Source organism: Amycolatopsis sp. NPDC003731 (assembly GCF_053586895.1).
This window is the reverse complement of record NZ_JBSFNC010000015.1, coordinates 15,098-41,312: the sequence shown is the minus strand read 5'-3', so window position 1 is coordinate 41,312 and position 26,215 is coordinate 15,098. Positions and strand designations below refer to the sequence as shown.

Below are 26,215 nucleotides of genomic sequence, written 5' to 3'. Positions count from 1 at the left end.
AAACAAGGCCATGCGTCACGCTATGGGGTTGCTCGTGGCCCGCAGATCCATCTCGGAGCGTGACGAATTCCGCAACCCCATCCTTCGAAAGTGAAGCCACTTCCGCGTTCCTACGCTTTGCCGGATCACCCGGTTCGCGGTGCGGGACGTGAGGAGTGGTTCGTGGTGGATTACGCGGTGCTCGTGGCGTCCGCGGTGCTCTACGCGGTGGGGATCGTCGCGCAGAGCGTCGCCGCGCGGCGGGCGGGCAACCGGCCGGGCGCGGGACTGGGGCTGCTGGCCCGGCTCGCCGCCGATCGCTTGTACCTGCTGGGTTTCGCCGGTCAGGTGGGCGGCTTCGCGCTCGCGTTCTTCGCGCGGGCTTCCCTGCCGCTGTACCTGGTCCAGACCGCGTCGTCGTCGGCGATCGGGCTGGCGACGGCGTTCGGCGTGGTGGTCCTCGGCTGGCGGATCCGCGCCGGGGAGGCGATGACGCTGGTACTGCTGGCGTCCGGGCTGGTCGTGCTGGCCGGGTCGTCGTCGGCCTCGGTCGCGACGGACCTCCCGCCCGCCGGGGTCGCCGCGCTGGCGGCCGTGGTGCTCGGGATCGGGCTGGCCATGATCCCGGCGGGCCGGGCGGGGACGTTCCTGCCGGCCGCGGTCCTGTCCGGCGTCGCGTTCGCCGTCGTGGCGGTGGCCAGCCGGACCCTCGCCCACCTCGATCTCGCGGCCCTGCCGGGAAATCCGCTGACCTGGCTGATGCTGGCGGCCGCCGTGCTCGGCCAGGCTTCGATGGCCTCCGCCCTGCAGCGCGGCCCGGCCGCCGCGGTGGTGGCCACCGCGGACGCGACCACGATCGTGCTGGCGTCGGTCACCGGCATCGCCGCCCTGGGCGACCACGTCGTCGCCGGGCAGGGGCCGTGGGTCGCCACCGGGCTCGCCGTGGTCGTGTGCGGTGTCCTGCTGCTCGGCGTGCAGTCCCGCGCGGCCGCTCCTGCCCTCGCCGGGGAAGCCGCGTGACGCCGCGGCCGCTCGCGAGCGTCTCGGTCGACCTCGACAACCTGTGGGCCTACCTCAAGACCCACGGCGATCCGGGCTGGCGGGACCGGCCCAGCTTCCTGCCGTCCGCGGTGCCACGGCTGCTGGAGATCCTCGGCGAGCAGGGCCTGACGACGACGGTCTTCGTGGTCGGCGCCGACGTCGTGCGCGAAGACGGCGCCAAGGCGGTCGCCGAGATCGCCGCGGCCGGGCACGAGGTGGCGAACCACTCCTTCGGCCACGAACCCTGGTTGCACCGCTACTCCCGCGACCGCCTGGAAGACGAGCTCGGCCGCACCGAAGAGGCGATCGCCGCCGCGGGCGCGCCCCGGCCGAGCGGGTTCCGCGGCCCCGGTTACAGCGTCACGCGCGACCTGGTCGAGCTGCTCGCCGAGCGCGGTTACGCCTACGACGCCAGCACGCTGCCGACGTGGATCGGCCCGCTGGCCCGCGCGTACCACAACCGCACCGCGAAGAACGTCGACGAAGGGGCCGGCGAGCTGTTCGGCGGCGTCTCGCGCGTGCTGGCGCCGGTGCACGCCTACCGCTGGCAGACGTGCGCCGGCAGCACGCTGGTCGAGCTGCCGGTGACGACGATGCCGCTGCTGCGCACGCCGATCCACGGCTCGTACCTGCTGCAGCTGCACGCGATCTCGCCGCGGCTGGCCCGGGCGTACTTCCGGACGGCGTTGCGGCTTTGCCTCGTCCGCGGGGTCTCGCCGTCACTGCTGTTGCACCCCACCGACGTCCTCGGTGCGGCCGACGCGCCCGGGATGGAGTTCTTCCCGGGGATGGCCGCACCCGGTGCGCGGAAGGTGGCCTGGCTCGGCTGGGTGCTTTCCGCGCTGCGCGAGCACTTCGACGTCGTCGGCACCGGGGAGTACGTGCGCCGGACGGCCGTGCGGCGCACCCGGCCGGTGACCAGGTTGGACCTCGGCAGATGACACTGGTCGCGGTCGTCCGGCCGGCCCAGCGCGAAAACGTCGAGGCGACCCTGCTTCGGGTCCTCGCGTGCGCGACCGTCGCCCTGGCGCCGGTCGAGGGCTACCTGACGGCCGTGCAGAGCCAGCTCGGGAAGGCCGCGCCCGCGCTGCTCGTCGTCGTCTGGCTGGTCGTGCGGGTCCGCCGGCGGCAGCCACCCCGCCCGACGCCGCTGCACGCGGTCCTGGCGCTGCTCGCGGTCGTGCTGGCGGCGACGGCGTCCGTGCACGCGGCCGGCGCGTTCACCGCCGAGTACACCCTGCGCTGGCTGCCGTTCCTGGTGGTCACCGCGGTGCTCGCGGACGTCGCGAGCCGCGAGGTCCCGATCCGGTGGCTGCTGCTCGCCGCGGCCGCCGGTGCCACCGTCGCCGGTGCGGGCGCCCTCTACAGCCTGGTCGCCGAGGGCGAAGCGCGCGCGAGCGGGCCGCAGCCGGACCCGAACGACCTGGCCTACTTCCTCGTCGCCGCCGTCCCGCTGCTCGCGGCGCTGCACCGCCGTGGCCGGGGATTCGTCCTGACCGCCGCGGGCATCGTCCTGGTGGCCGGCGCGACGGCGACGTTCTCCCGCGGCGGCGCGCTCGGCCTGACCGCCGCGGTCGGCTGGCTGCTGCTGCGCCGCGTGCTGCCGTGGCGGGTGCTCGCCGCCGCGGCCGTCGCGGTCGCCGGGCTGGGGCTGGGCGCGCTGCTGTTCGCCGGGCCGCAGCTGGACCGGGCGCTGCAGGAGAAGAGCTTCATCGCGGCGACCAATGTGGACACCCGGGAGCTGCGCTGGCAGGCGGCGGCCCGGATGCTGACCGGCCGGCCGGTGCTCGGCGTCGGCCCCGGCGGGTTCCGCGAGCACTACGCCGCCGAGTCGCACAACGCCGAGGTCGACGAGCAGACCCCGGTGGCGCACAACATGTACCTCGAGGTCGCCGCGGAACTCGGCCTGCCCGGGTTCGCGCTGTTCGCCGGGGTGGTCGGCGTCGCCGCGGTGGCGAGCGAGCGGACGGTCCGGCTGGCCGGCCCCGGGCCGCGGCGGACGGAAGCGGTCGCGATCCAGGCGTCGCTGCTCGCCGTGCTGGTCACCTCGACGTTCCTGTCCGAGCAGTACTACCTGCCGTTGTGGTCGCTGGCCGCGCTCGCCGTCGCGGCCGAAGCCCGGGTTCGAGAAGGAGAGGGGAGCGCCGATGCGGGTGCTGCACGTGATCAGTGAGATGGGGGCGGGCGGGGCGGAGACGCTCGTGGCCGGCATGGTGACCCGCGGCGAGGAGTACGGCTGGGTGTCCGCCGTCGCCAGCGGCGGGGGTTTCCGCGCCGACGCGCTCGCCGCGGCCGGCGTGCCGACGTTCCCCGTGCCGCTCGCCCGCCGCAGCAAGGCGGGCGTGCTGAAGGCGGCCTGGGCGACCCGCCGGGCGATTTCGCGGTTCCGGCCCGACGTCGTGCTGGCCCACAACGTCGGCGCGAGCTTGGTGGCCCGGCTGGCCGGACGCCGGCCGATCACCGTCTTCCACGGCGTGGCCGAGCCGGACTACGCGGCGGCGGCCGGGATCCTGCGCCGCACGTCCGGCACGGTCGTCGCGGTCTCGCAGGCCACCGCGGACCGGCTGACGGCGTCGGGACTGGAGCGTCCGGTGGTGATCCCCAACGCCGTGTTCCCGAGGACGCCGGTGTTCGGGCGCGCGGAGATCCGCGCGTCGCTGGGCGTCCCTTCGCGGACACCGGTCGCGCTCTGCCTGGCCCGGCTCGAACCGCAGAAGCGGCACGACGTCCTGCTGGACGCGTGGGCCGCGGTCGACGGCGACGCCGTGCTGTGGCTGGCCGGCGACGGCAGCCTGCGTCCGGAGCTGGAGCGCCGGGCGGCGGCGCTGGGCCGCCGGGTCGAGTTCCTCGGGACGCGCGCGGACGTGCCGGACCTCCTGGCCGCGGCCGACGTCACGGTGCTGACCAGCGACTGGGAAGGCCTGCCGCTGGCGGTGCTGGAGTCGATGGCGGCCGGGCGGCCGGTGGTGGCGACGGACGTCGGCGGGATCGGCGGGGTGCTCGCCGGGGGTGGCGGGATCGTGGTGCCGCCCGCGGATCCGGCCGCGACGGCCGCCGCGCTCGATCGCTTGCTGTTCGACCCGGCCGCGCGAGAAACCGTTGGCGCTGACGGAATCCGGGCCATCGAACGCGACTACGACCCGCACACGCTCATGAAGTCCTACGACGAGTTGCTCCGAGGTGCCCGATGAAGTCCGTGGTTTCCAGCGTCGTCGTGGCGCTGCTGGTGGGTGCGCTCGTGCTGGTCGTCGGCCTGACGCGCGGCGCCGAGTACCAGGGCCGGGTGAGCCTGCTCGCCGCCCCCGCCGCGGCGGACGGTGCGCCGTACGGCGAGGTCGTGTCTCTGGCGCTGCCGGCGTTGGTGGAGCTGGCCCGCAGCCCGTCGGTGCTCGCCGCGGCGGCCCCGGTTTCGGGGTACAGCGCGGACGAGCTGGCCGGGCACGTGGCGGTCGAGCTGGTCCCGGCCTCGGGCCTGGCGCGGCTGTCGGTGCGGGCGCCCTCGGCCGAGCAGGCCGGAGCCGCGGCGATGGCGCTCGGCAAGGCGATGATCGACGCGGATCTGCTGGCGCCGGCCGGGAAGCTGCGGACGCTGGACGCGCGGCCCGACGTGGTCACGGTGGCCCCGGACGTGCCGCTGGTGGGCGGCTTGGCCCTGGTGGGCGCGGTCGCCGCGGGCTTGGCGACGGCGGCCGTGCGCCGGTTGACGCCGGGCGGTGCGGGCCCGGGCCCGGTGCGCCGGGCGTTGGCGGCGGCGGGCGTGCGCCGCCCGGTGGCGATGCTGCGGGAGGAGGACCCGTCGGCGGCGGACCGGCTGGCGGTGCTGTGCCGCGCGGCCGGACGGCCGGTGCGCGTGGTGCCGGTGACCCCGTCGCTGACCGAGGTCGCGGCCAAGCTGGCGGCGGGGCTGCCGGAGGAGAGCGGCGAGGGCGCCTCGGTGGTCGCGGTCACGGCGGGTGGCCGCAACCAGGCCGAGCTGACCGCGGCGGTCGGGGTGCTGCCGGTGGACGCGGTCCTGGTGGCGGTGGTGCTGGCATGACCGCCGAGCAGAGCGTTGCCCTCGAACAGCACGGCATGTCCCCCAAGGAGCGTCTCGTCCTGCTCCTCGCGACGCTCGCCGGGGTCGTGAGCGCCTGGCACGCCGTCTCCCCCGCGTGGCAGGTCCCGCTGCCCACCCCGGCCGTCGCGGGCGAAGAGCGGTTGCAGGACTTCCGGGACGCCCTCTACTTCCCCATCCGCGAGTTCCTCGCCGGCGGCAACCCCTACGACCCGGCCGCGATGTTCGCGCACTGGCCGGTCCGCCAGGACTTCAACCTCTACCAGCCCTACCACCTCATCCTGCACGCCCCGTTCGCGCTGCCCGGCTACCGCGTGGGCGCGGTCGCGTTCACCCTCTTCTCGCTGCTGCTGCTCGTCGCGCTCGCCGCGCTGACCGCGCACGCCGTCCGGCGGTACGTTCCGGTGCCGTTCGGCGTCACCACCGCCGTCGTCTCCGCGCTGCTCGTGACCAGCCAGGTCGGGAAGGCGCAGCTCTACGTCGGCCAGATCAACCCGCTGATCGCCCTCGGCGCCGCCGGGGCCCTGCTCGCCCGGCGCGACCGGCCCGGGTGGGCGGCCGCCGCCCTCGCGCTCGCCTGGCTCAAGCCGCAGTACGGCTTCCCGCTGACCGTCCTGCTGTTTGCCCGCGGCTCGCGACGGGTCGCGCTGCTGGGCACCGCCATCGCCGCGGCGGCCAGCCTGCCGGTCGTCGTGCTCCTCGTGGTGCGCGGTGGCGGCATCGGGCCGTTCGTCGACGTCGTCCTCGCGAACCTCAGTCACGCCCGCGGCACCGACTACGGTGCCGTCGACTCCGTGACCGCGCAACGCATCGACGTCGCCGCGGTGGTCTTCCGCGTCACCGGCTGGACGCCGTCCGAGCTGGTGGTGCTGGCCGGGGTGCTCGTCGCGAGCGCGCTGCTCATCCGGCGGGCGAAAGAGCCGGTCGCCGATCTGCTGACCCTCCTCGCCGTGGTCGTCTGCGTGGTGCACCAGCCCGGTGACGTGCTGATCGCCGTCCCCGCGATGGCCGTGGTGGCCGCGTTGTGGTGGCGCCACCGGGGTGCGCCCGGGTGGGGTGCGGCCGGGCTGGCCGTCCTCGCGCTCGCCGTCCCCTTCGCCCATCTGTACACAGTGGACCGACTGTTCGGGCCGCGGACGTCGGTGACCGTGGACGGTGCCGCGGTGGTCGTGGCGTGGGTGCTCGCCGTGGTCGCCGCGAGGAGGGCCGCGTGACGGCCGCGCTCGGGACCCGCGCGGTCCGCGGCACGCTGTGGCTGGGCGTGGTCAACCTCGTCAGCAAGAGCAGCCAGATGCTGGTCACGCTGGTGCTGGCCGCCCTGCTCACCGAGGGCCAGCTCGGCGCCGTGGCGCTCGCGGTGGCGCTGGTGAACCTCGGCCAGGTCGTCCAGTCGATCGGCGTCTACGACGTCATCGGGCGCACCGAACGCGACCCGCGCCGGACGGCGGGCACGGTGCTCACGCTGAGCGTCGGCGCCGGGCTCGTCCTGGCCGTGGCGCTGGCGGCTCTGGCCGGTCCGCTCACGGCGTTGCTCGGCACGCCGGACGCCGCCGGGCTGGTCCGGCTGGCCGCGCTCGGCCTGCCGTTCTCGGCGGCGGGCGGGGTGCAGATGGGCTTGATGCACCGCGAGCTCGACTTCCGGCGGCGGCTGCTGCCCGACGGCGGCAGCGCGGTGCTGGGCGCGGCGCTGACGGTCGTGCTCGCGGTGTGCGGCGCCGGGCCGCTGTCGCTGGTGCTCGGCCTGCTCGCCACGGCGGTGTCGCAGCCGGTGTTCGGCGCGCTGGCCCGCGGCGGCGTCCGGCCCTGCTGGGACACCGCGGCCGCGCGCGAAGTCCTGGGCTGGGTGGCCGTGGTCGGGCCGGCGGCGGTGGTGGGCGCGCTGCTGGTGAACGTCGACTACTTCGCGGTGGGGCACGTGCTCGGGCCGGACGCGGTCGGCGTCTACTCGCTGGCGTACCGGCTGGCGTGGGTGCCGTACATCATGGTGGCGGTCGTGCTCGGCGCGGTCGCGTTCCCGGTGTTCACGCGGCTGCGGCGCGAGGGCACTCCGCTCGCCGGGGCGGTCGCGCGGTTCACCCGGGCGGTCCTCGTGGTGACCGGCGGGCTGTACCTGGCGCTCGCGGTCCTCGCCGGCCACGTCGTGCTGCTGGGCGAGCGCTGGGCGGGGGCCGCCGGGCCGCTGGTGCTGCTGTCGGGCTACGGCGTGGGGATCTGCCTGCTGCAGATCTGGTACCAGGCGGTCAAGGCGACCGGGCACGTGCGGCGGTATCTGGCGCTCGAGACGACGCACCTGGTGCTGCTCGCGGTGGGGCTGGTGGTGCTGACGCACGCCGGGATCGGGGCGGTGTCGGTGGTGCAGCTCGCGGCCGCGTGGCTGGTGGTCCCGGTCGCGTGGCGGGTGCTGGCCGGGCTGGGAGTGGCGCCGTCGGTGGCGGAGCTGGGCGGGATGGCGGTTCGCGTGGTGCTGGCCTGCGTGGCGGGGGCGGTCCCGGCGGTGGTTGCCGGGCGGTGGTTCGGGGGCTCGCTGCCGGGGGTGGTGGCGGAGGCGGCGGTGCTCGTCGCCGGATACGCCGGGGCGACGGTGGTGCTGCAGCGGGGTGCGCTCGCCGAACTGCGCCGAGGAGGTCTCCGGTGAAGCTCGTGCACGTCACCCAGCCGGTCACCGCCGGCGTCGCCGCGGTCGTGCTGGAACTCGCCGTCGCCCAACGCGACCGCGGGTGGTCGGTCACCATCGCCTGCCCGCCGTCCGGCTGGCTGCCGGATCGCGCGCGCGAGCACGGGGTCGCCCTGCGCAGCTGGTCCGCCGGCCGCTCGCCCGGGCCCGGCTCGATCGCCGAAGCGCTGCGGCTGCGCCGGCTGCTCGCCGGCCTCGACCCCGACGTCGTCCACCTGCACAGCTCCAAGGCCGGCCTGGCCGGAAGGCTGGCCGTGCGTGGTTCGCGGCCCACGGTGTTCCAGCCCCACATGTGGTCCTTCGAGTCGGCGAGCGGGCCGCTGCTGCGCGCGTCCGCCGCGTGGGAGCGGTTGGCGTCGCGGTGGACCGATCTCCTCGTGTGCGTGAGCGACGACGAGCTCGTTTCCGGCCGGGCCGCCGGGGTGACCGCCGAGGCCGAGGTCGTCTGCAACGGCGTCGACACCACCCGGTTCGTCCCCGGTGACCGGGCCGCCGCGCGACGTCGGCTCGGGCTGCCGGAACACGCGCCCATCGCCGTCTGCGTCGGCCGGCTCGCCGAACTCAAGGGCCAGGACCAGCTGCTGTCGGCGTGGCCCGCGGTGCTCCGGCGGCTGCCGGACGCGCAGCTCGTCCTCGCCGGCGACGGGCCGATGGGCCCGCTCTGGCGCGAGCGGCACCCGGTCGCGGGGCACGCGTCCGTGCACTGGCCGGGACACACCGAAGATCCCGCGGCCTGGTACACCGCCGCGGACGTCGTCGTCCTGCCCTCGCGCGCCGAAGGCATGGCGCTGGTGCCGCTGGAAGCCATGGCGTGCGCGCGGCCGGTCGTCGGCTTCGACGTCGGCGGGATGCGCCAGAGCGTCGCCGACGCGGGCGCGATGGTGCCGCCCGGCGACGTCGGCCTGCTCGCCGACGCCGTCGTCGCGCGGCTGGCCGACCCCGCGCTGGCCCGGCGCGAAGGCGGACTCGGCCGCCGCCGCGTGGAACTGTCCTTCGACCGGGGGCGGATGACCGACCAGATCGCCGCCCTCGTCGACAAACTCACCCCGTCGGAGCGCCTCTCGTGACCCGCATCGCCTATCTCCTCACCCAGGATCGCGGCGGTCCGGTGGACGTCACCGTCCGCCTGGCCGCGACGCTGGCCGCCGACGGCCACGACGTCCGCGTCTTCGGTCCCGTGCCCGCGCGGGGAGCTTCGCTGCTCGACGGCCTCCACCAGGAACTCGCGGTGACCGACAAGGAGGATCTCGCCGCGGCGGGCCGGGCACGGGCGGCGCTGCGGGCGTGGCGGCCCGACGTCGTGCACGCGCAGGACAGGCGCGCCGGGCTGGTGATCGCCGGCCTGCGGTTCGGGCGCGGTCCGGCTCTGGTGCAGACCTACCACGGCGTGCCCGACGACGTCGCGGAGCCGTGGTTCCGGGGCGCGCGGGGGGCCGCGGGGCCGTCGGCGTACACGCGGACGGTGCTGGCCGCGGACGCCGTCGTCGCGCGGATCCTGGACCGGACGATCGTGCCGGCGGACGCGATGGGGGCGTTCCTGCGCCGTCGCCTGCGGGTGCCCGAGCGGCGGATCGTGCACGTCGACAACTGCGTCGCCGAGGCTTCGCCGTCCCCGCCGCGGGGTCCGGTGCGGCACCTCGTCTTCGCCGGGCTTCTGGTGGAGCGCAAGGGGTTGCTCGACCTGCTGGCGGCGTTGTCCCTGCCGGGCGTGCTGCCGCCCGACGCGCGGCTGACGGTGGTCGGCGACGGCCCGGAGCGGGCGGCGGCGGAGCGGGTCGCGCGGCAGGAGCCGCTGGCGGGGCGCGTGACGTTCCTCGGCTTCCGGCCGGACGTCCCGGCGCTGCTGGCGTCCGCCGACGCGCTGGTCCTGCCGTCCACAATGGAGCAACAGCCGCTGGTGGTGGCCGAAGCGATGGCCGCGGGCAAGCCGGTCCTGGCGACGGCCACCGGCGGCGTCCCCGCGATGCTCGACGTCCCGGGCGGCCCCGCGTTCCTGGCCCCGCCGGGCGACGTCCCGGCCCTGGCCGCGCGCCTACGCGCCCTGTTCGCCGAACCGGACCCGGGCCGGCTCGGCCGTCTCCTCGCCGAACGCGCCCACGCCTGCTACCGCCCGGAGTCCTGCGCCCGCCGTCACCTCGCCCTCTACGAGAAGCTGACGACATCGTGTCGACCCTTCAATCACGCGTGATGACCCTCCGGACACCGGACTCGCGTGACTGGAGAGTCGACACGCGTGATTAAAGGGTCGACACGCGTGATTGGGGGGTCGACACGCGTGATTGGGGGGTCGACACGCGTGATTGGGGGGTCGACACGGGTTAGCGGGCCCAGAGGCGGCCGACTCGGAACTCGTCGCGGGTGACTCGCCAGGCTCCTCGCTTCACCAGCTGCTGCGGGTCGACCAGGACGACCGCGTCCGCGGCTTCGAGGGTGAGCGGGGGTGGGGCCGGGGTGGACGTGGCGGTGGGTGCGGAAGTGGGGGACGAAGTCGGGGTGGGTGAGGGGGGTGCGCCGGGCTTGACGAGGCCCTCCGGGGGGACCACCGTCTGGCTGGAGGCCGTCGGGTTGACCGCGACCCAGCCGTTGGTGAACGTCCGGCTCCAGACGCCGTTGGGCAGCCGGCTCGCCGCGTCGACCGCTTCGCCGAGCCCGGAATCCTGCAGGGTCGACCACTCCGGGTCGCGGTAGTCGTCCGTCGTCGCGCGGGTCCAGCACGTGCGCGGGCCCGCCAGCAACGCCGCGCTCGCGTAACCGGACCGCTCCTCACGCGCATTGTGCGTCCGCGTCACCAGCAGCAGCAGGGACTCGCCGAGCGCCGCCTGCGCGCGCAGCTCCTGGAACTCGTTGCCGCGGAAAGTCAGCAGGCCGCCGGTACCGCCGTTCTCGCGGAAGCCGAAGTTCTCCTCCATCGCGCCGCCGAAGCGGGAGTGCGCGGTCCAGCGGCCCGGCACCAGGTGCGTCTCGGACACGTTGGGCACCAGGAGCTTGTCCGCGTTCGTCAGCGCGTCGCCGGCCTTGGCCAGGAACGCGTCCAGGCCGTCGCGGAGCTTGCGGTCGGTCTCCGTGACGTTCGCCGTGCCCGCGAGCACCGCCGACGAGTAGTGGCTCAGGGAGTTGAAGTCGTTGTCCGCGAGCACGCCGTCCCAGCCCTCCCGCTTCACTTCCGTGACGACGGCGTCGGTCCAGGCCTTCTGGTAGTCCGGGTTCCACACCGTCATCTGCCAGTGCTTCGGGTAGCCCTGCCACTCGATCCGGCGGCCGTTGACGTCCTGGGCGAACCACTCCGGGTGGTGCTCCTGCGCGGCGACGTACCCGATCCCGCTCGGCAGGAACACCGCGTCCTGGCCGCTGTCGACCGCGCCCGGGTAGTTGCGCGTGCTCGACAGGTCCTTGTACACCAGTACCTTCACCCGCGGGTTGAGCTGGTGCAGCCGACGCATGGCCGCGCCCTGGTCGGCGTTGAGCACGACGACCTGGTAGCGCTTGGCCGCCAGCTCGATCTCCTGCGCCGTCGGCGGCTGGCCGATCCCGTACCACCACGCGCAGGGCGCCAGGGGCTTCGGCGGCGGCGCGGCGAGCTCCTGCGCCGAGCTGGCGACGCAGCCGGCCAGGCAGCTCGCCAGCAGCACCACCGTGGCCGTCCAGGACGCCGCCGGGCGACGGCGGATCAGCGTTGCCTTCGGCACAGCAGTTCTCCCACCGTGAGGATGATGATCTTGACGTCGAGCCACAACGACCAGTTCGCGATGTAGTAGTTGTCGTAGCGCGCCCGGTCCGCGATCGAGGTGTCCCCGCGCAGGCCGTGCACCTGCGCCAGCCCGGTCAACCCGGTCGGCACCCGGTGCCGGGCCCAGTACAGGTCGTGGACGGCGGAGAACTCGTGCACGAACACCGGCCGCTCGGGCCGCGGGCCGACCAGCGACATGTCACCGCGCACGACGTTCCACAGCTGCGGCAATTCGTCCAAAGAGGACCGGCGCAGGAAGCGGCCGACCGGGCCGACCCGGTGGTCCCCCGCGACCGACCAGCGCGTCTGCGAATCGTCGACGGCGGCCTGCCGGACGCTGCGCAGCTTGAACAGGACGAACGTGCCGCCGTCCATCCCGACCCGCACCTGCCGGAAGAAGACCGGGAACCCGCTCTCCACCGCGACCGCGAGCGCGCAGACCGCGATGACCGGGGCGAGGACGACGAGCGCGGCCGCGGCCAGCGCCGTCTCGACCGCGCGCTTGACCCACCAGCTCGGCCGCCGGGTCGGCGCGCCGCCCAGCCACACCAGCGGGTAGCTGCGGAGGCGGTCGACCCCCGGGCCGTCCGGGCAGAGCTCGAACAGGTGCGGCAGCACCAGCGTGACGCACCCGAGGCGGTGGGCGGTGATGGCGGCGTCGACGATCGCGTGGTCGCGGTCGTCGGCCGGGGCGAGGACCACCGTGCCCGCGCGCAGCCGGGTGATGGCCCCGGTGAGGTCGTCGTCGATCCGCTCGACCGGCAGCCCGGACGGCACCGGCTCCCGGCCGGACGCCGCCACGCCGACCGGCAGCAGCCCGAATTCGGGGTGCTCCAGCATGGTGCGGACCAGCTCGCCGCCGATCCGGCCGGACCCCACGACGACGGCCCGGTCGCAGCGCCGCAGCCGTCGCCGCCCCCACCGGCCGAACGCGAAGACGGCCGGGCGGACGGCCTCGCTGAGCACGGCGAAGCACAGCACGACCTCCTGCATCCGGGCCGTGTCGTCGCCGTCCACCCCGGCCACCAGCCCGAACCCGGTGACGAGCGCGAACGCCAGTGCGGTGGCGGTGACCGAACGCGGGAGGTCCTGCAGCCAGGACAGCCAGAGCCGGCGGCGGTGGACGCGGCCGGCCACGCGCGCCCCGGCGAGGGCCACGGCGGTCGCCGCCGCGCACGCCGGGCCGGGGCCGGTCCGCAGCACCGCCGTCAGCCAGGCGGCGCCGTCGACGGCGACGAGCAGCACGGCCACGGCGTTGACCCGGGCGAGGAGCGGGCGGGAGCGGACGGCGTCGCGCGGCCGGTCGCCCGTGCGGACGCGCCGCTGCGCCGGCACCGCTTCGGTGACGACCGTGTCTCTGAGTTCAGTCACCGGTCTCGACCTCTACTTGACATGAGGATTCCATTCTCGCTTTCTTCACGACTCAGCCATTCGAGGCACCACCGGCTCGATCGGGTGAATTTTTTCGCGCATCCCCGGAAATGCACTCGATCGGGGCGCCCCATCAACCCGATCCAGTGATTTTCGGGAACACCAAGTAATCCTGATGACGCGCATCCTTCCGAGGGACTTCCGGGGCCACTAAAGAAACCACACAACATAGCCGAATAGGACTCGACGGCCGCACGAAACCCGATTCCGGCCGGGTGATGCGCAAAGACGAGACAAGGGGAACCGTGGCACGCGAAGAGACCACCCTGGCCACACTGTCCGAACCGGACCGCGCCGGACCGGATCCCACCGGGGCCCGGACCGGCGGGCGGGCGCACGTCGTGCTGCCCGCGTTCAACGAAGAAGCGTCCCTGCCGCCGCTGCTGCACCGGCTCGCCGACGTGGCCCGCACCGAAGAGGTCACCGTCTGGGTCGTCGACGACGGTTCGGCCGACGCCACCGTCGCGGTGGCCGAAGCCGGCTACGGCGGGCTCGACGTCCGCGTCGTGCGGCACCTGGTGAACCTCGGGCTCGGCCGCGCGGTGCAGTCCGGGCTCCGGGCGGCGCTGGAGGAGGCCGGCCCCGACGACGTCGTCGTCGTGATGGACGCCGACGACACGCACGACCCGGCCCTGATCCGCGCGCTGCAGGCGGAGATCACCGCCGGCGCGGACGTCGCCATCTGCTCCCGGTTCGTCCCGGGCGGCGACGACCGGACCGCCCCGTTCGGGCGGCGGCTGCTCTCGCGCGGCGCGGCCCAGCTGTTCCACCGCGCCCTCGACGTCGACGGCGTCCGGGACTTCACCAGCGGCTACCGCGCCTACCGGGCGTCGCTGCTGGCGCGCGCGTCGGCGCACTGGGGCGAGCGGCTCATCGAGGAGCAGGGGTTCGCCTGCATGGTGGAGCTGCTGCTCAAGCTGCGCCACTGCCGCCCGGTGATCACCGAGGTCCCGCTGGCCCTGCGGTACGACCGCAAGCAGGGGCCGAGCAAGCTGAAGCTGCGGCGGACCGTCGTGCAATACCTGAAACTGCTCGCCCGCGACCGGCTCAGCCCGGCGCCCTACCGGAAGCTGTGACCCGGTGACCTCTCCCGACTCCCCGCACGTCGCCGTGATCGGCGGCGGCATCTGCGGCCTCGCCGCCGCCCACCGCCTCGCCCGCCGCGGCACCCGCGTGACCCTGCTGGAGAGCAGCGACCAGCTCGGCGGCCTGGGCACGTTCTTCGCCCACGGCGACCGGTGGATCGAGCGCTTCTACCACTGCATCATGCCGTCGGACGCCAGCCTGCTGGCCCTGCTGGGCGAAGTCGGCCTGCGGGACGCGGTGCGGTGGCGGGAGACGACGATGGGCATGGTCGTCGACGGCCGCCACCACGCGTTCAACTCCCCGCTCGACCTGCTCCGCTTCTCCCCCCTGAGGTTGCACGACCGCGTGCGCTTCGGCGTGGTTTCGCTGCTGCTGCGGCGGTTGGGGCAGGGCCGCGACCTCGACACGCTCCGCACCGAGGACTGGCTGCGCCGGCTCTACGGCGACGTCGTCTGGGAGCGGCTCTTCGCGCCGATGTTCGGCTCGAAGTTCGGGCCGTCGTTCGGGGACGTGCCGGCGCTGTACCTGTGGCAGCGGCTCGGCCGCGAGCGCAACGTCGCCACCCGCGGCTACCCGGACGGCGGCTACAAGGCGATCATCGACGCCCTGCGGACGTCGATTTCGCGCGAGGGCGGGGTGGTGCGCACGTCGACGCCCGTCCGGCGGCTGAGCAGCAGCGACGGCCGTTCGGTCCTCACCCTGGCCGACGGTGAGGTCCTGGAAGCGGACCACGTGATCTCGACGGTGCCGCTGCCGTTGCTGCGGCGCATCGCCGACGACGCGCTCGCGGCCCGGTTGCCCCAGGTGGAGTTGCCCTACCAGGGCGTGGTCAACGGCGTGTTCTTCCTCCGGAAGCCGGTCACCGAGCACTACTGGACACCGGTGCTGCACTCGGGCACGGAGTTCGACGGCGTCGTGGCGATGTCCGCACTGGCCGGCGCGCACGACGGCCGCCACCTGGTGTACGTCATGCACTACACGGACCGCGGCTCCCCGCTGTACCGCGACGACGACACGGCGATCGCCGCGCGCTGGACGGCGCAGCTGCGACAGCTGTACCCGCAGCTCGCCGCGGACGACGTCGAGGAGGTCCGGGTCTTCAAGGCACCGTTCGTGGAACCGGTGTACCCGCTGGGGTACCTGGCCCAGCGCCCGGCGGTGACCGTGGAAGGGACCGGGCTGTTGCTGGCCACCACCGCACACGTCTACCCCGACGTCACCAGCTGGAACTCGAGCGTCCGCCTGGCCAACGACGTGGTCTCCCTGCTGGCGGACCAGCCCGCGGCCGCCCCGGCCCGCTGATCGAGCCCCGCCGTGTCGTCCACCGGGGTACGCGTGTCGTCCAGCTGAGTACGCGTGTCGTCCACGCGGGCGGACGACACGCGTACCTGGATGGACGACACGCGTACCTGGGCGGACGACACGGCCGCGGGCGGATCAGCCCGCTCGTTGATCGAGGAGGGCGGCGAGGGCCGTCACGATGCGGGTGGCGGCGGATCCGTCGCCGTACGGGGACGGGAGGTGGTGGAGGCGCTCGCGGTGGGCGGCCACGTCGTCGAGCCAGCGGGCCACCTCCGCGCCGATGCCCGGCCCGGGGAGCACCCTGGTGCCGAACGTGCCGGCGATCTCCGGCCGCTCCGTGCTGCGCCGGACCACCACCACCGGTCGCTTGAGGACACTCGCTTCCTCTTGGATGCCACCGGAGTCCGACACGAGCACCGCCGCCTCCGCGGCCAGCGCGAGGAACGCCGGGTAGGCCTGGGGCTCCAGCTCGACCAGCGGCTCCAGCAGGTGCCGCAACCCGAACCGGTCGATGCTCTTGGCCGTGCGCGGGTGCAGCGGGAACACCACCGGCAGCGGCAGGCGGCCCAGCTCGTGCAGGATCACCGCCAGCCGCGCGGCGTCGTCGACGTTCTCCGGGCGGTGGATCGTCGCCAGGACGAACCGGTCGCGCTCCAGGCCGCGGGCCGACAGCACCGCCCGTCGGTCCTCTGTGGACGGAAGGGCGGCCTGCAGTGCTTCGACGACGGTGTTGCCGGTGACGGTGATCCGTTCGTCCGGCACGTTTTCCGCCAGCAGGTGGGCCCGGTTGAGCTCGGTCGGCGCGCAGCACAGGTCGGCGAGGTGGTCGATCAGCACCCGGTTGTGCTCCTCCGGCATCGCCCGGTCGTGGCTGCGCAGCCCGGCCTCGACGTGCACCAGCGGGAGGTCGTGCGCGTTGGCCGCCAGCGCGCCGGCGAGCGCCGACGTCGTGTCGCCCTGGACGACCACCGCCCGGCCGGGCCGGTCCGCCAGGACCTCGTCGACCGCGCTGATCGTCCGGCCGAGCTGTCCGCCGCGGCGGCCGGCGCCCACGCCGAGCTCGTGGAACCGGTCGGACGGCGGCAGATCCGCGCGGATGCGCGAATACAGCGAGCGGTCGTAGTGCTGTCCCGTGTAGACGACGGCGCACTCGTCGCCGAACACCCGCATCAGCGGCGCGAGCTTGATCAGTTCCGGCCGCGTGCCGCAGACCAGTGTGATGCCCCCGGTTCCGGCGGGCTCCACGGCCGGCGAGCCGGCTCCACGGAAATCTGCGGTGGTCGTCGACATGCGGTGCGGTCCTTTCGGGCGGGGAGTTCGCCGCACGCTACTGACCGGAACCGGGAAACCGCGGGACACTCAGTCGATCGTGTGACGACACGGTGTCGCCCGGTGGAATTGCGGACGCCCTAGAATGACCGCGATCGGAATACCGGACAGGACGGCCCGCTCTTGCTCAAGAAATTCGCGGTACTGGCGCTCGTGGCCCTCGCCACCACCGTTTCCGCCTCCGCTCCCCGCGCCGACACCGGGCCGGACTTCCTCCTCCCCGACCTCCGCCAGGCCCCGCCGGGGTGCGCCGGCGGCAGTGCCGGCCTCCTCCCGCTGTGCACGGCCTGGGACGTCTGCCTGGTGATCGACCCGGCCGCGCCCAACGGCCCCTGCGTCGCGCCGTCGGCGGCGAAGGCCGTCCGGCTGCGGTTCACCAGCGCGGAGGAGAACGTCGGCGACGGGCCGCTCCTGCTGTACGGCCGTCGCGACAACACCCGGCAGCCGAACATGACGGTCCGGCAGGCGCTGCGCACCGGCACGAACGGGGCCATCCCGGGCAGCTACGCGGCGGCGCAGCGGGCCACCGGCGCGTTCACGTACTACGAACCGGCGCTCGCCCACCAGCACTGGCACCTGATGAACTTCGAGCACTTCGCGCTGGTTTCCCGGCAGGGCAAGACGGTGGTCACCGACCGCAAGAACGGCTTCTGCCTCGGCGACCGGTTCGAGGTGCACGACGCCGGCCTGCTGGCCCACGTCCCGGGCGACACCGGACCCGACGCCGACCTCGCCGCGACCCTGCGCGAAAACATGTGCCGGCACCACGAACCCACGGCCCTGGAAGTGCTCGAAGGCATTTCGGTCGGGTCGGGCGACGACTACAAGTTCACCGTGGACTTCCAGTGGCTGGACATCACCCGCGTCCCGACCGGGACGTACGACCTGGTGAACACGGTGAACGCGGACCGGACGCTGCTGGAGACGAACTACCGCAACAATTCTTCGGCGGTCGCGCTGTCGATCTCCTGGCCGCAGGGGATGCCGGCACCGGATGGGACGATCCCGGCCGCGCCGATCGTCAAGCTGCTGCGGAGCTGCCCGGGCCAGCCGCGCTGCGCCTGAACCGCCGTCACCAGGGACGGCCCGCGGTGAGACGAGCCGTGAAGCCGGTCTCGTCCCGGTGCAGCGTCACCTCGCTGCAGACCTGGTGCGCGATCCACAACCCGCGGCCGCCGATGCTCCGGTCCGCCGGCAGCAGCCCGGCGAACGGATCGGCCGGCCCGGGCCCGGTGTCGTGCACCGAAACGACCATCTGCCCGGCGCCGGCCCAGATCCGCACCCGGACCGGCGGGCGGCCGTGGCGGAGCGCGTTGTCCACGATCTCGCTGACCGCCAGCACGAGGTCGTCCACCTCGTCCGCGGGCAGGTCCACCGGCGCCGTGGCCAGCACCGCCCGGCGGGCGTCCGACGGCCGCGGGTCGGCGAGCTCGGCCAGCGGCGCGGTGCCTTCGATCGGGAGCGGCGCCATCGGCCGCGGGTCGGCCAGGAACGACAGCGGGTCGACGTAGCCGGTGTTCGTCCGGTGCCCGCCGCCGGCGGTGGCGACGAAGGGGTGTGTGCGGGCCACGTCGTCGAGGACGTGGCGGGGCGTCGTCCGGGTGTCGTACGCGCACATGCTGCGCAGCGGGAACTCGCCGTAGGCGTGGTTGACCGCCGCCTCGTAGCGGGCCCACCAGTCCCACGACGTGTCGATCGCCGCCTGCGGGATCTCGCCGAAGATGCGGATCCCGGCCGCGCCACCGGCGACGAAACCGGCCAGCAGCTCGCGGTAGGAACGGATCGCCGCGGCGGGCCGCGCATACAGGTCGCTGGTGGACAGGTACTCCACCCGCGCCGACGACGGCAGGGCGGCGCGCACCAGCTCGGCGCGTTCCGGCTCCAGCGACACCAGCGTCGGTTCGCCGGTCGCCAGCCCGCCTTCCAGGAAGGGCACGGCGACGGCGAGCAGGTCCTCGTCGCCGCTGTAGTGGACGGCGGCGTGGTCGTAGCCCTGGACGTTCATGCGGCACGCTCCACGCGCACGCCGGGCAGGTCCAGCAGGTCCACGAGCCGCGCCGGCGTGGACAGCTTCGTCCGCAGGACCACCGTGGCGGCGTGCCGCTCGGCGTAGTCGGCCAGCGCGATCAGGCTGCGGTGGTCGACGAAGTCGAGACCGGCGGCGTCGATGGCGATCGTTCCTCCTTGGGACCGAAGGCCGGCGCGCTCCAGCGCCAGCGGCCAGCTCCCGCGAGACTCCAGGTCCAGCTCCCCGTCGAGCGCCGCGGCGCTGCCGCCGCGCGCGTGGCCGTGCAGGTGGAACCGGGTCCCGCCGTCGTAGTCGGTGGGGTGCATGCACGCCAGCTGCGCGACGACGTCGCCCCCGAGCTCGGCCACGTCGTAGCCGCACATCGCCGACATCGGGTGGCCGGCCATGTAGTGGTCCACCAGGTGCTCGTAGCGGGCGAAGGCGTCCACCTGGGCCGGGGTGCGCACCAGCGACGTCACGTCGGCCGCGACCCGCAGCCCGGTGAACCCGGCCGCCAGCGCGTCGGAGGTCGCCGCGGTGTAGAGCTCGACCTGGCCGGCGGGGTCGACGACGGCTCCCATGGCGTACGTCGCGTCGACCGAAGCGACCTGGACCGCGCCACTGTCCAGGCCTTCGTCGCAGCGCTCGTCCGCCCGCAGCTGCCCGGTCAGCGCGGCCTCGTCACCAGGGGCGACGTAGAGCACCCGCTCGCCGGCGGCCAGCCCTTCGGCCAGGAACTCCTGCGCGTGGGACACGAATTCGCCGCGCCGCCGGTATCCCCGGCACACGTGGTCGCGAGGTCTGCTGTCCCGCTCGGTCGGCATCGGCACAGACCGAGACTACGCTGCCGGGCCGGCACCTGTCCGGGCCGCGGGGTCGCGGACCTCCTCCGCCGGTTTCGCGCAGACGCAGAACAGGTTGTCTTCCGGGTCGGCGAGGACGACCCAGTCGTCGGCCGGATCGTCGTCGACGTGCCGCACGAACCGCGCGCCCAGGCCGATCAGCCGGTCGACCTCGTGCCGCTGGTCGTCGGTGTAGAGGTCCAGGTGCATCTGGTCGCGCGCGGACACCGGCGTCGAGGACCGCTGCAGAGAGAGGTTGACGTACCGGCCGCGCAGCAGGCGGAAGCCGTCGTCCTCGGAGGACGGCTCGAGGTCCAGCGCCGCGCACCAGAAGCGGGTCATCGTGTCGAGGTCGGTGCAGTTGAGCACGGTGCTGCCGAGCCGGATGGCCATGTCGTCTCCCTGTCCCCGCGGGTGCCTCCGGGCTACCCGCCGGACCGGGCCTCGAACCCCCGCTGGTGCAGGTAGGCGGCGATCCGGACCCGCAGGGCGCGGACGTCGGCCAGGTCGACGGTGAAGGAGTCACCCGAGCCGTGGCACGGGCCGTCGACGTGGACGAAGCCGTCCACCGGGTCGCGCCGGGGCGCCGACCAGGCCGGTTCGCCGTCGAGCGCGAGCCGGCCCGCCCGGGCGCGTGCCGTCCAGTAGGTCGGCAGCTTCATCACCTCGCCGAGCGCCTTGGCGAAGCCGGGGAGGTCTTCCTCGCGCAGGACCAGTCCGCGCGGCATCCCGGGTGCGCCGGCTTCGTGGCCCGTGGGCGTGAAGGTGGCCTGGTCGCCGGAGGTCCGAATCGTCCACCGGGGCAATTCGGTCAGTGTGGGCACGGCCGCTCCTCGCTCTCGCCTTCCCCCAGGGCACCGCCCACCCTAGTTGATCTCGGCGCGGGCCACCGCCGTCACCGGGCGAGCGCGAAGCTGGCGTGCGGTGGCTGGTTGTACGCCGTGTTCTGCCATGCGACGGCCTCCCGGTACTGGCGGTCCTGCATCAGCGAAACGTGCGAGATGCTCGTCGCGTCCGTGGTCGAATAGATCCGCAGCGCGCGGTTGTCCGACGTCGGCCAGACCACCTCCTCGCGCCAGTCGCCGAACAAGTCGGCCTGCAGCGACGGCGTGCTCTTCGTGCCGTTGTTCGCGTGCACCCCCGAGGCGGTCAGCAGCCGGGTGTCGCCGCCGGTGCCGTACTTGTCTATATGAGTTCCGTCCAACAGCTCGCGCTGGGCGTCGCCGTCCCAGTAGATGACGAAGTTCGCCGACGACGGTTTGCGCCCGATGTTCTGTCCGCTGGTGTTCAGCAACCCGGACACCGCGGACGACCACGACTCGGCGCCGGGGCTGCCGGCGTAGATGTCGTCCGAGACGCCGCGGCCGTTGTCGCAGGTGCAGGAGGCGTTCTGCCAGATGATCTGGCCGGTCCTCGCGTCGGCCATCCAGGCGGCGGGCTTGGACTTGTCTTCGTCCACTTTGAACTCTTCCAGGCCGGCCCGCGCCGGGATCAGGTCGCCGACGTGCATCGCGTCGCCGTGGCCGTTGCGGGTGTTCCACAGTGGACTGCCGTTGTCGTCGATGGCCATCGCCCCGAAGACGATCTCGTCGCGGCCGTCGCCGTCGGTGTCCGCGATGGCCAGCTGGTGGTTGCCCTGGCCGGTGTACTGCGAGCCGGCCGAGTTCGAATCGAACGTCCACCGCTTGGTCAGCGCGCCGTTGCGAAAGTCCCAGGCGGCGATCACGGTCCGGGTGTAGTAGCCGCGGCTCATGATCAAGCTCGGGCGGGAGCCGTCCAGGTAGGCCGTGCCGGCGAGGAACCGGTCGACGCGGTTGCCGTAGCTGTCGCCCCACGACGACACCGTGCCGCGCGGCGGGTCGTAGTTCACCGTGGACGCCGCGGCACCGGTCTGGCCGTTGAACACGGTCAGGAACTCCGGGCCGGACAGGACGTACCCGCTGGAGTTGCGGTAGTCGGCGCTCGCGCTGCCGATCACCTGGCCGGTGCCCGACCGGGTGCCGTCGGCGGTCTTCATCGCCACCTCGGCCTTGCCGTCGCCGTCGTAGTCGAAGACCTGGAACTGCGTGTAGTGCGCACCGGCGCGGATGTTGCGCCCGAGGTCGATCCGCCAGAGGCGGGTGCCGTCGAGCCGGTAGGCGTCGACGTAGACGTTGCCGGTGTAGCCCGACTGCGAGTTGTCCTTCGAGTTGGTCGGGTCCCACTTCAGCACGAGCTCGTACTGGCCGTCGCCGTCGAGGTCACCGGCGCTGGCGTCGTTCGCGGTGTAGGTGTAGCTCTCCCCGGACGGTGTCGTGCCCCCGGACGGCGGCTGGATCGGGACGTCCCGGGTGCTCGCGGCGACCCCGCTTTCCAAGGTCAGCGAGTCCTCCGCGGCGAAGGTGGACATCCGCTCGACGCCGCCGACGACCGCCCGCACGGTGTACCGGGCCCCGGCGGGCGCGCCCGCGTCGACGAAGCTCGTCGGCCCGCTGACCGGGTTCGCGGTCACCCTGGCGCCGTCGCGGTAGACGTTGAACGCCACGCCGGCCGGGTCGCCGGCCAGCAGGCGCCAGCCGACGGCGTTGCCCTGTGCGGTGTGGACGCTGACCACCCCGCGGTTCAGCCGGTCGAGCTGCGGCGCGGCGGCCGCGCCGGCGGCCGGGGCGGGCAGTAGCCCGGCCACGGCCAGGCCGGTGGCGGCGAAGACCAGCCGCTTGCCGAAGTCACGCATGGTTTCTCCGTTCCGGGTTCGGTGCGGGACGAGCTTTCCGTCCCGAATGGACTCAGCCGGTCGTGCAGGCGCTGCCGTTGAGCGTGAACGCCGTCGGTGCTGGGTTCGCGCCGGTGTAGGTGCCGTTGAAGCCGATGCCGGTCGAGGCGTTCGGCGCCAGCGAACCGTTCCAGCTCAGGTTCTTGGCGGTGACGGCACCGCCGGACTGGGCGAAGGTGGCGCCCCAGCCGGGCGGGGTCACCTGCTGGCCGCCGGCGAAGGTGAACGCCAGTGTCCAGGCGGTGAGCGCACCGGTGCCCGTGTTCGTGATGGTGACGTTGGCGGTGAACCCGTTGCCGCCGCCCCAGTTCGAGGCGGAGTAGGCGACCTTGCACCCACCGGCCCCGCCACCCGCGCTCGTCGTCACCGACGCGGCACCGGACGCGGCCGAGACGTTGCCGGCGGCGTCCCTGGCCCGCACCTGGTACCGGTACGTGCTCGAAGCGGCCAGCCCGCTGTCGGTGTAGGACGTCGTCGCCGTCGAACCCACCACCGCGAACGTCCCACCACTCGCCCCCGGCGCGCGGAGGACGTCATAGCCAGTGACGCCGACGTCGTCGGTCGAAGCCGTCCAGCTCAGCGTGGCACCACTCGAAGTCACGCCCGACACGGCCGGGGTGCCCGGAACGGACGGTGCCTGGGTGTCCGCCTGGCCGCCGCCGTAGACGGTGGCTTCCTTCGACGTCTGGCGGACGCCGTCGGTGCCGGTGAGGAACCGTTGGCCCCAGGTCGTCAGGCCGGCCGGGTCGAAGTTGTTCGTCATGTCGAGGTAGGCGACGTCGCTGCTGTTGCCGCTCCACGACCAGCCGAGGTAGCCGAGGCCGCGGGCCTGCGCCTGGGCCATAATGGTGTCCTCGTCCGGGTTGCCGTCGGTGTGCATGTTCCCGAACTCGCCGACGACCAGGGGCAGCCCGGCGGTGCGGAAGGCGTCGAAGTAGGCGTTGATCTCGGCCGCGGTGTCGTAGACGCCGTACATGTGGATGGAGAAGACGGTGTTGTGCTGCGGGTCGGCGGCGAACACCGTGCCCGCGTTGTCGCGCATGATGTTCTGCCAGTCTTGGCCCCACATCGGCGCGTCGGCCATCAGCAGGTGCGTCAGCCCGGCGGCCCGCAGCCGCTTGACCGCGTTGCCCGTCGCCGCCGGCCAGGTCGCGCTCACCTGCTGGTCGTTGCCGAACGGCTCGTTGCCCAGGTTGATCACGACGTAGTCCTCCTGGCCCTTCAGCGCGCTGGCGACGCTGATCCAGTAGCTCGCCGCCTGGTCGAGGGTGGCGGCGCCGCTCTGTTCGCCGTACCCGGTGGTGTCGTGCACCTCCAGGACGCAGATCAGCCGGTTCTGCTTGCACTGCCCGATGACGCTGGTGACCTCGGCGGCCGGCGTCGGTCCCCACCTCTGCCCGCTGCCGAGGACGACCCGGACCGTGTTGGCGCCGAAGGACTTGATGTCGGCGAAGGCCCGGCTCTGGCTCGGGTACCAGACGTACGCATGGTTCACCCCGCGCATCACGAACGGACTTCCGTTGCCCTCGAGGATCCGGGTGCCGTCGACGTGCAGGCCGGTCGCGGCGGGCGTGTCGGTGCCGAGGGCGGCCACCAGCGCCGGGTACCAGCGGCTCTCCATCTTCTGGATGCCGGTGGTGTTGTTCGGGTGCACGCCGTCACCGGTGTCGGCCGCGGTGTCGAACCCGGTCCACTGGTCGACGACGGTGATCGGCGACGCGGCCGTCGAGTGTGCCTGCGCCCAGCCGGGGATGGCGTTGTTCAGGTCGACGACCCGCTGGCCGCAGGCGGCGCAGTTGGCGGGGTTCATCGGGATGATCTTCGCGATGATCAGCTTGGTCGCCGGGTTCGCGGCCCGCATCTGGCCCAGCAGCGTGGTGTAGGCGTCGAGGATCGTGCTCGCCGGGATGTTGTTCCAGACGTCGTTGGTGCCCAGGTGCATCAGGACGATGTCCGGGTGCGTCGCCGACAGCCAGCCGGGCAGCTGGTTGTCCCGGACGATCCCGGTGGCGAGGAATCCGCCGTGGCCCTCGTTGTCACCGTCGTGGGTGAAGCCGCAGCCCTGCGGGGGCAGGGTGCCGACGAAGTCCACGTCCGGGTGGCCGGTGTCCTGGAGGTGCTTCCACAGCAGCGCCCGCCAGCAGCCGGGCGACCCGGTGATCGAGTCACCCAGCGCCATCACCCGCGTGGGCGCGGCCGCTCGGGCCACGGCGGGCCCGGCCGGCGCCACGACGGCGCAGGCGGCCAGCAGCAGGCCGGCCACGAGCGCGCGGAAGAATCGCCAGTTCATTACCGACCTCCTGGAGAACCACTCGACAGGAAAGTTTCAGGCTGGGAGCGCTCCCACGGTAACACGCGGACCTCGGGCGGAACACCGGCCACGAGACAGAAACCGGCCAATCTGCTGAACGTTAAGCTCGCTGCCCCACGGTTTGAGAAAGCGTTTTCACGCTCGCCACCGAACCTGGGCGTTGAACCGGCCGGAGCGGTCGAAGACGGCCTGGTTCTCCCAGCCGTTGCCGGACCCGGCGAGGTCGGCCGGGTCCCAGCCGTTGCCGGTCACCGCGTACCAGGTGGGTTCCCAGTAGAAGACGCCGATCGCGCCGGCCGCGCGGGCGGTGTCCTGGACCGCGGTGAAGTTCGCCGCCTGCCCGGCCGGGGTGGCCGGGTACCCCGCGCACGGCTGCGCGGCCGAGACGACGTTCGGGGTGCCATCGTCATTGGCCGTGGTGTACGGGTAGGCCGTTTCGGCGAGGACGACCGGCTTGCCGTACCGGGACCGCACGTCGGACACCACGCCGGCCATGGCCGCCATCGTCCCGTGCCAGTAGCAGTAGTAGGACAGGCCGGTGATGTCCCACGGGACGCCCTTCGCCCGGATGCCGTCGTAGAACCAGCGGGCGTGGGCGTCGCTGTCGGCGTCGGCGGTGTGGACGACCACCTGCGTGCCGCCGTTGCACGCCTTGGTGGCGTTGTAACCGGCCTTGAGCAGCAGGCTGAGGTTCGTGAAGTCGTTGTCGACGACCTTCCCGTCGTTCCACAGCATGCCGACGTTGATCTCGTTGCCGATCTGCACGCTGTCCGGTGTCGTGCCCTGGGCTTTCAGGCCGGTGCAGAGGTCGTAGGTGTAGTCGTACACGTCGGTTTGCAGCCGGCCGATGGCGTGCGACGCCCAAGCGGCGGGCTTGGTCTGCGTATCGGGGTCGGCCCACGTGTCGGAGTAGTGGAAGTCGACCAGGAGCTTGAGCCCCTTGGCCTTCACCGCGCGGGCGTACTGCAGCACCTTGGCCTTGTTGTTGTAGCCGCTGCGCGGGTTGTTCCAGACCCGCAGCCGCACGTAGTTGACGCCCGCGCCCTTCAGGATGTCCAGGGGATCGCGGGCCACCCCGGCCGCGTCGGTGTACTTGGCGCCGAGGTCGAGCGCGCGCTGGACGGTCGAGACGTCCGCGCCCAGCATGCCGAGGGAGTTTGCGGCCGAAGCCGTCGGAGCGGGCAGGGCCACGGTCACCAGGATCAGGGCCGCCGTGGCGAGACGGCCGGTGCGCAAGAGGGTCATCCGATCTCCTTCGAAGGGGCCGTTCCGGGCAGGTGATGTCTCCGCAGCGGACGGCGGCCGGACTCGCGGGCCCCCGAATCGGTTCAAGCACGATAAGTCCGCGCGCGGACGGGCGTCAACCAGCAATGATTTCCCCGGAAGTACCGATACTTTCGAAGCAGTCGAACCGGTTCAGCCGGGCGATAGATCATCGAGAAAGCGCTTACTCTCGGCGTGATCCGTTCGGTTCGGCCCGGTCGGCAAGCCCGGGAACGTCGGGTCTGCTTGGCTTCACCGCGGCGGCGTCGGCCGGACGGCCGGCTCGGCGGGCTGCGCCCGGTTGCCGATCCCGCGGTTCCTGCGCCCCCCTGCCGGGTGAGGGCCGTTTCTTTCCGGGCGCTCCTGGGTATTCCCCCTGCGCCGGTAACCCGACCATGCGTGCGCTCCTGCGCGAG

At 73.3% G+C, this 26,215-nt stretch carries 22 protein-coding genes; 12 read left to right on the top strand and 10 right to left on the bottom strand.

Going from position 1 to position 26,215, the window contains the following annotated elements:
- The first annotated feature begins 162 nt into the window (after window positions 1-162).
- The 9 genes from ACWDN5_RS09155 to ACWDN5_RS09115 are packed head-to-tail and all read left to right on the top strand — an operon-like array spanning window position 163 to window position 9,936.
- Window positions 163-999, top strand: coding sequence for a hypothetical protein (locus ACWDN5_RS09155; RefSeq protein ID WP_449675714.1), 837 nt, complete (start codon window positions 163-165; stop codon window positions 997-999).
- The gene (locus ACWDN5_RS09150; protein WP_449675713.1) at window positions 996-1,961 is read left to right on the top strand and encodes a polysaccharide deacetylase family protein; all 966 of its coding nucleotides are present in this window, start codon (window positions 996-998) and stop codon (window positions 1,959-1,961) included. The genes ACWDN5_RS09155 and ACWDN5_RS09150 overlap by 4 nt, the downstream gene beginning before the upstream one ends.
- Window positions 1,958-3,193 (top strand): O-antigen ligase family protein, encoded by a 1,236-nt coding sequence (locus ACWDN5_RS09145; protein ID WP_449675711.1) that lies wholly within the window; start codon window positions 1,958-1,960, stop codon window positions 3,191-3,193. The genes ACWDN5_RS09150 and ACWDN5_RS09145 overlap by 4 nt, the downstream gene beginning before the upstream one ends.
- Complete coding sequence (locus ACWDN5_RS09140; protein WP_449675709.1) at window positions 3,168-4,211, top strand: glycosyltransferase; 1,044 nt, start codon at window positions 3,168-3,170, stop codon at window positions 4,209-4,211. The genes ACWDN5_RS09145 and ACWDN5_RS09140 overlap by 26 nt, the downstream gene beginning before the upstream one ends.
- The gene (locus ACWDN5_RS09135; protein WP_449675707.1) at window positions 4,208-5,056 is read left to right on the top strand and encodes a hypothetical protein; all 849 of its coding nucleotides are present in this window, start codon (window positions 4,208-4,210) and stop codon (window positions 5,054-5,056) included. The genes ACWDN5_RS09140 and ACWDN5_RS09135 overlap by 4 nt, the downstream gene beginning before the upstream one ends.
- Entirely contained in the window at window positions 5,053-6,288 is a 1,236-nt protein-coding gene (locus ACWDN5_RS09130) for a glycosyltransferase 87 family protein (protein WP_449675705.1), read from the top strand. The genes ACWDN5_RS09135 and ACWDN5_RS09130 overlap by 4 nt, the downstream gene beginning before the upstream one ends.
- Window positions 6,285-7,709 (top strand): oligosaccharide flippase family protein, encoded by a 1,425-nt coding sequence (locus tag ACWDN5_RS09125; RefSeq protein ID WP_449675703.1) that lies wholly within the window; start codon window positions 6,285-6,287, stop codon window positions 7,707-7,709. The genes ACWDN5_RS09130 and ACWDN5_RS09125 overlap by 4 nt, the downstream gene beginning before the upstream one ends.
- Window positions 7,706-8,815 carry a glycosyltransferase gene (locus tag ACWDN5_RS09120; protein ID WP_449675701.1) on the top strand — a complete coding sequence of 370 codons (1,110 nt, stop codon included), beginning with the start codon at window positions 7,706-7,708 and terminating at the stop codon, window positions 8,813-8,815. Before ACWDN5_RS09125 ends, ACWDN5_RS09120 begins: the two co-directional genes overlap by 4 nt.
- A complete protein-coding gene (locus ACWDN5_RS09115; RefSeq protein WP_449675699.1) occupies window positions 8,812-9,936 on the top strand; it encodes a glycosyltransferase family 4 protein in 1,125 nt (374 codons plus the stop codon). Before ACWDN5_RS09120 ends, ACWDN5_RS09115 begins: the two co-directional genes overlap by 4 nt.
- 130 nt (window positions 9,937-10,066) lie before the next feature.
- Here ACWDN5_RS09115 and ACWDN5_RS09110 read toward each other — a convergent pair whose 3' ends face one another.
- Together ACWDN5_RS09110 and ACWDN5_RS09105 are read right to left on the bottom strand one after the other, a co-directional pair.
- A complete protein-coding gene (locus tag ACWDN5_RS09110; RefSeq protein WP_310971139.1) occupies window positions 10,067-11,434 on the bottom strand; it encodes a putative glycoside hydrolase family 15 protein in 1,368 nt (455 codons plus the stop codon).
- Complete coding sequence (locus ACWDN5_RS09105; RefSeq protein ID WP_449675697.1) at window positions 11,416-12,846, bottom strand: exopolysaccharide biosynthesis polyprenyl glycosylphosphotransferase; 1,431 nt, start codon at window positions 12,844-12,846, stop codon at window positions 11,416-11,418. Before ACWDN5_RS09105 ends, ACWDN5_RS09110 begins: the two co-directional genes overlap by 19 nt.
- A gap of 305 nt (window positions 12,847-13,151) precedes the next feature.
- Here ACWDN5_RS09105 and ACWDN5_RS09100 point away from each other — a divergent pair, with 305 nt between their 5' ends.
- Window positions 13,152-13,982 carry a glycosyltransferase gene (locus tag ACWDN5_RS09100; RefSeq protein WP_310971137.1) on the top strand — a complete coding sequence of 277 codons (831 nt, stop codon included), beginning with the start codon at window positions 13,152-13,154 and terminating at the stop codon, window positions 13,980-13,982.
- A gap of 4 nt (window positions 13,983-13,986) precedes the next feature.
- Window positions 13,987-15,294: an NAD(P)/FAD-dependent oxidoreductase gene (locus ACWDN5_RS09095; protein WP_449675695.1), complete on the top strand. Its 1,308-nt coding sequence runs from the start codon at window positions 13,987-13,989 to the stop codon at window positions 15,292-15,294.
- Between the two features lie 135 nt (window positions 15,295-15,429).
- Here ACWDN5_RS09095 and wecB read toward each other — a convergent pair whose 3' ends face one another.
- Window positions 15,430-16,584, bottom strand: coding sequence for a non-hydrolyzing UDP-N-acetylglucosamine 2-epimerase (gene wecB / locus ACWDN5_RS09090; RefSeq protein ID WP_449675693.1), 1,155 nt, complete (start codon window positions 16,582-16,584; stop codon window positions 15,430-15,432).
- A 162-nt stretch (window positions 16,585-16,746) separates the two neighbouring features.
- Here wecB and ACWDN5_RS09085 point away from each other — a divergent pair, with 162 nt between their 5' ends.
- Window positions 16,747-17,688, top strand: a complete 942-nt coding sequence (locus ACWDN5_RS09085) for a lysyl oxidase family protein (protein ID WP_449675691.1) — start codon at window positions 16,747-16,749, stop codon at window positions 17,686-17,688.
- Window positions 17,689-17,695: 7 nt separating this feature from the next.
- Here the strand turns inward: ACWDN5_RS09085 and ACWDN5_RS09080 are convergent, their stop codons facing one another.
- The 7 genes from ACWDN5_RS09080 to ACWDN5_RS09050 all read right to left on the bottom strand — a co-directional run bounded on the left by ACWDN5_RS09080 (window position 17,696) and on the right by ACWDN5_RS09050 (window position 25,781).
- Window positions 17,696-18,628: a sensor histidine kinase gene (locus ACWDN5_RS09080; RefSeq protein ID WP_310971133.1), complete on the bottom strand. Its 933-nt coding sequence runs from the start codon at window positions 18,626-18,628 to the stop codon at window positions 17,696-17,698.
- On the bottom strand, window positions 18,625-19,455 hold the full coding sequence (locus ACWDN5_RS09075) for an MEDS domain-containing protein (RefSeq protein ID WP_449675778.1): 831 nt from the start codon (window positions 19,453-19,455) through the stop codon (window positions 18,625-18,627). Before ACWDN5_RS09075 ends, ACWDN5_RS09080 begins: the two co-directional genes overlap by 4 nt.
- A gap of 15 nt (window positions 19,456-19,470) precedes the next feature.
- Entirely contained in the window at window positions 19,471-19,866 is a 396-nt protein-coding gene (locus ACWDN5_RS09070; RefSeq protein WP_310971132.1) for a VOC family protein, read from the bottom strand.
- Window positions 19,867-19,898: 32 nt separating this feature from the next.
- The gene (locus ACWDN5_RS09065; RefSeq protein ID WP_310971131.1) at window positions 19,899-20,297 is read right to left on the bottom strand and encodes a hypothetical protein; all 399 of its coding nucleotides are present in this window, start codon (window positions 20,295-20,297) and stop codon (window positions 19,899-19,901) included.
- 71 nt (window positions 20,298-20,368) lie between these two features.
- Window positions 20,369-22,186: a rhamnogalacturonan lyase gene (locus tag ACWDN5_RS09060; protein WP_449675689.1), complete on the bottom strand. Its 1,818-nt coding sequence runs from the start codon at window positions 22,184-22,186 to the stop codon at window positions 20,369-20,371.
- A 52-nt stretch (window positions 22,187-22,238) separates the two neighbouring features.
- Window positions 22,239-24,515, bottom strand: a complete 2,277-nt coding sequence (locus ACWDN5_RS09055) for a cellulase family glycosylhydrolase (protein WP_449675687.1) — start codon at window positions 24,513-24,515, stop codon at window positions 22,239-22,241.
- A gap of 156 nt (window positions 24,516-24,671) precedes the next feature.
- Window positions 24,672-25,781, bottom strand: coding sequence for a glycoside hydrolase family 53 protein (locus tag ACWDN5_RS09050; protein ID WP_449675685.1), 1,110 nt, complete (start codon window positions 25,779-25,781; stop codon window positions 24,672-24,674).
- Window positions 25,782-26,215: the final 434 nt, after the last annotated feature.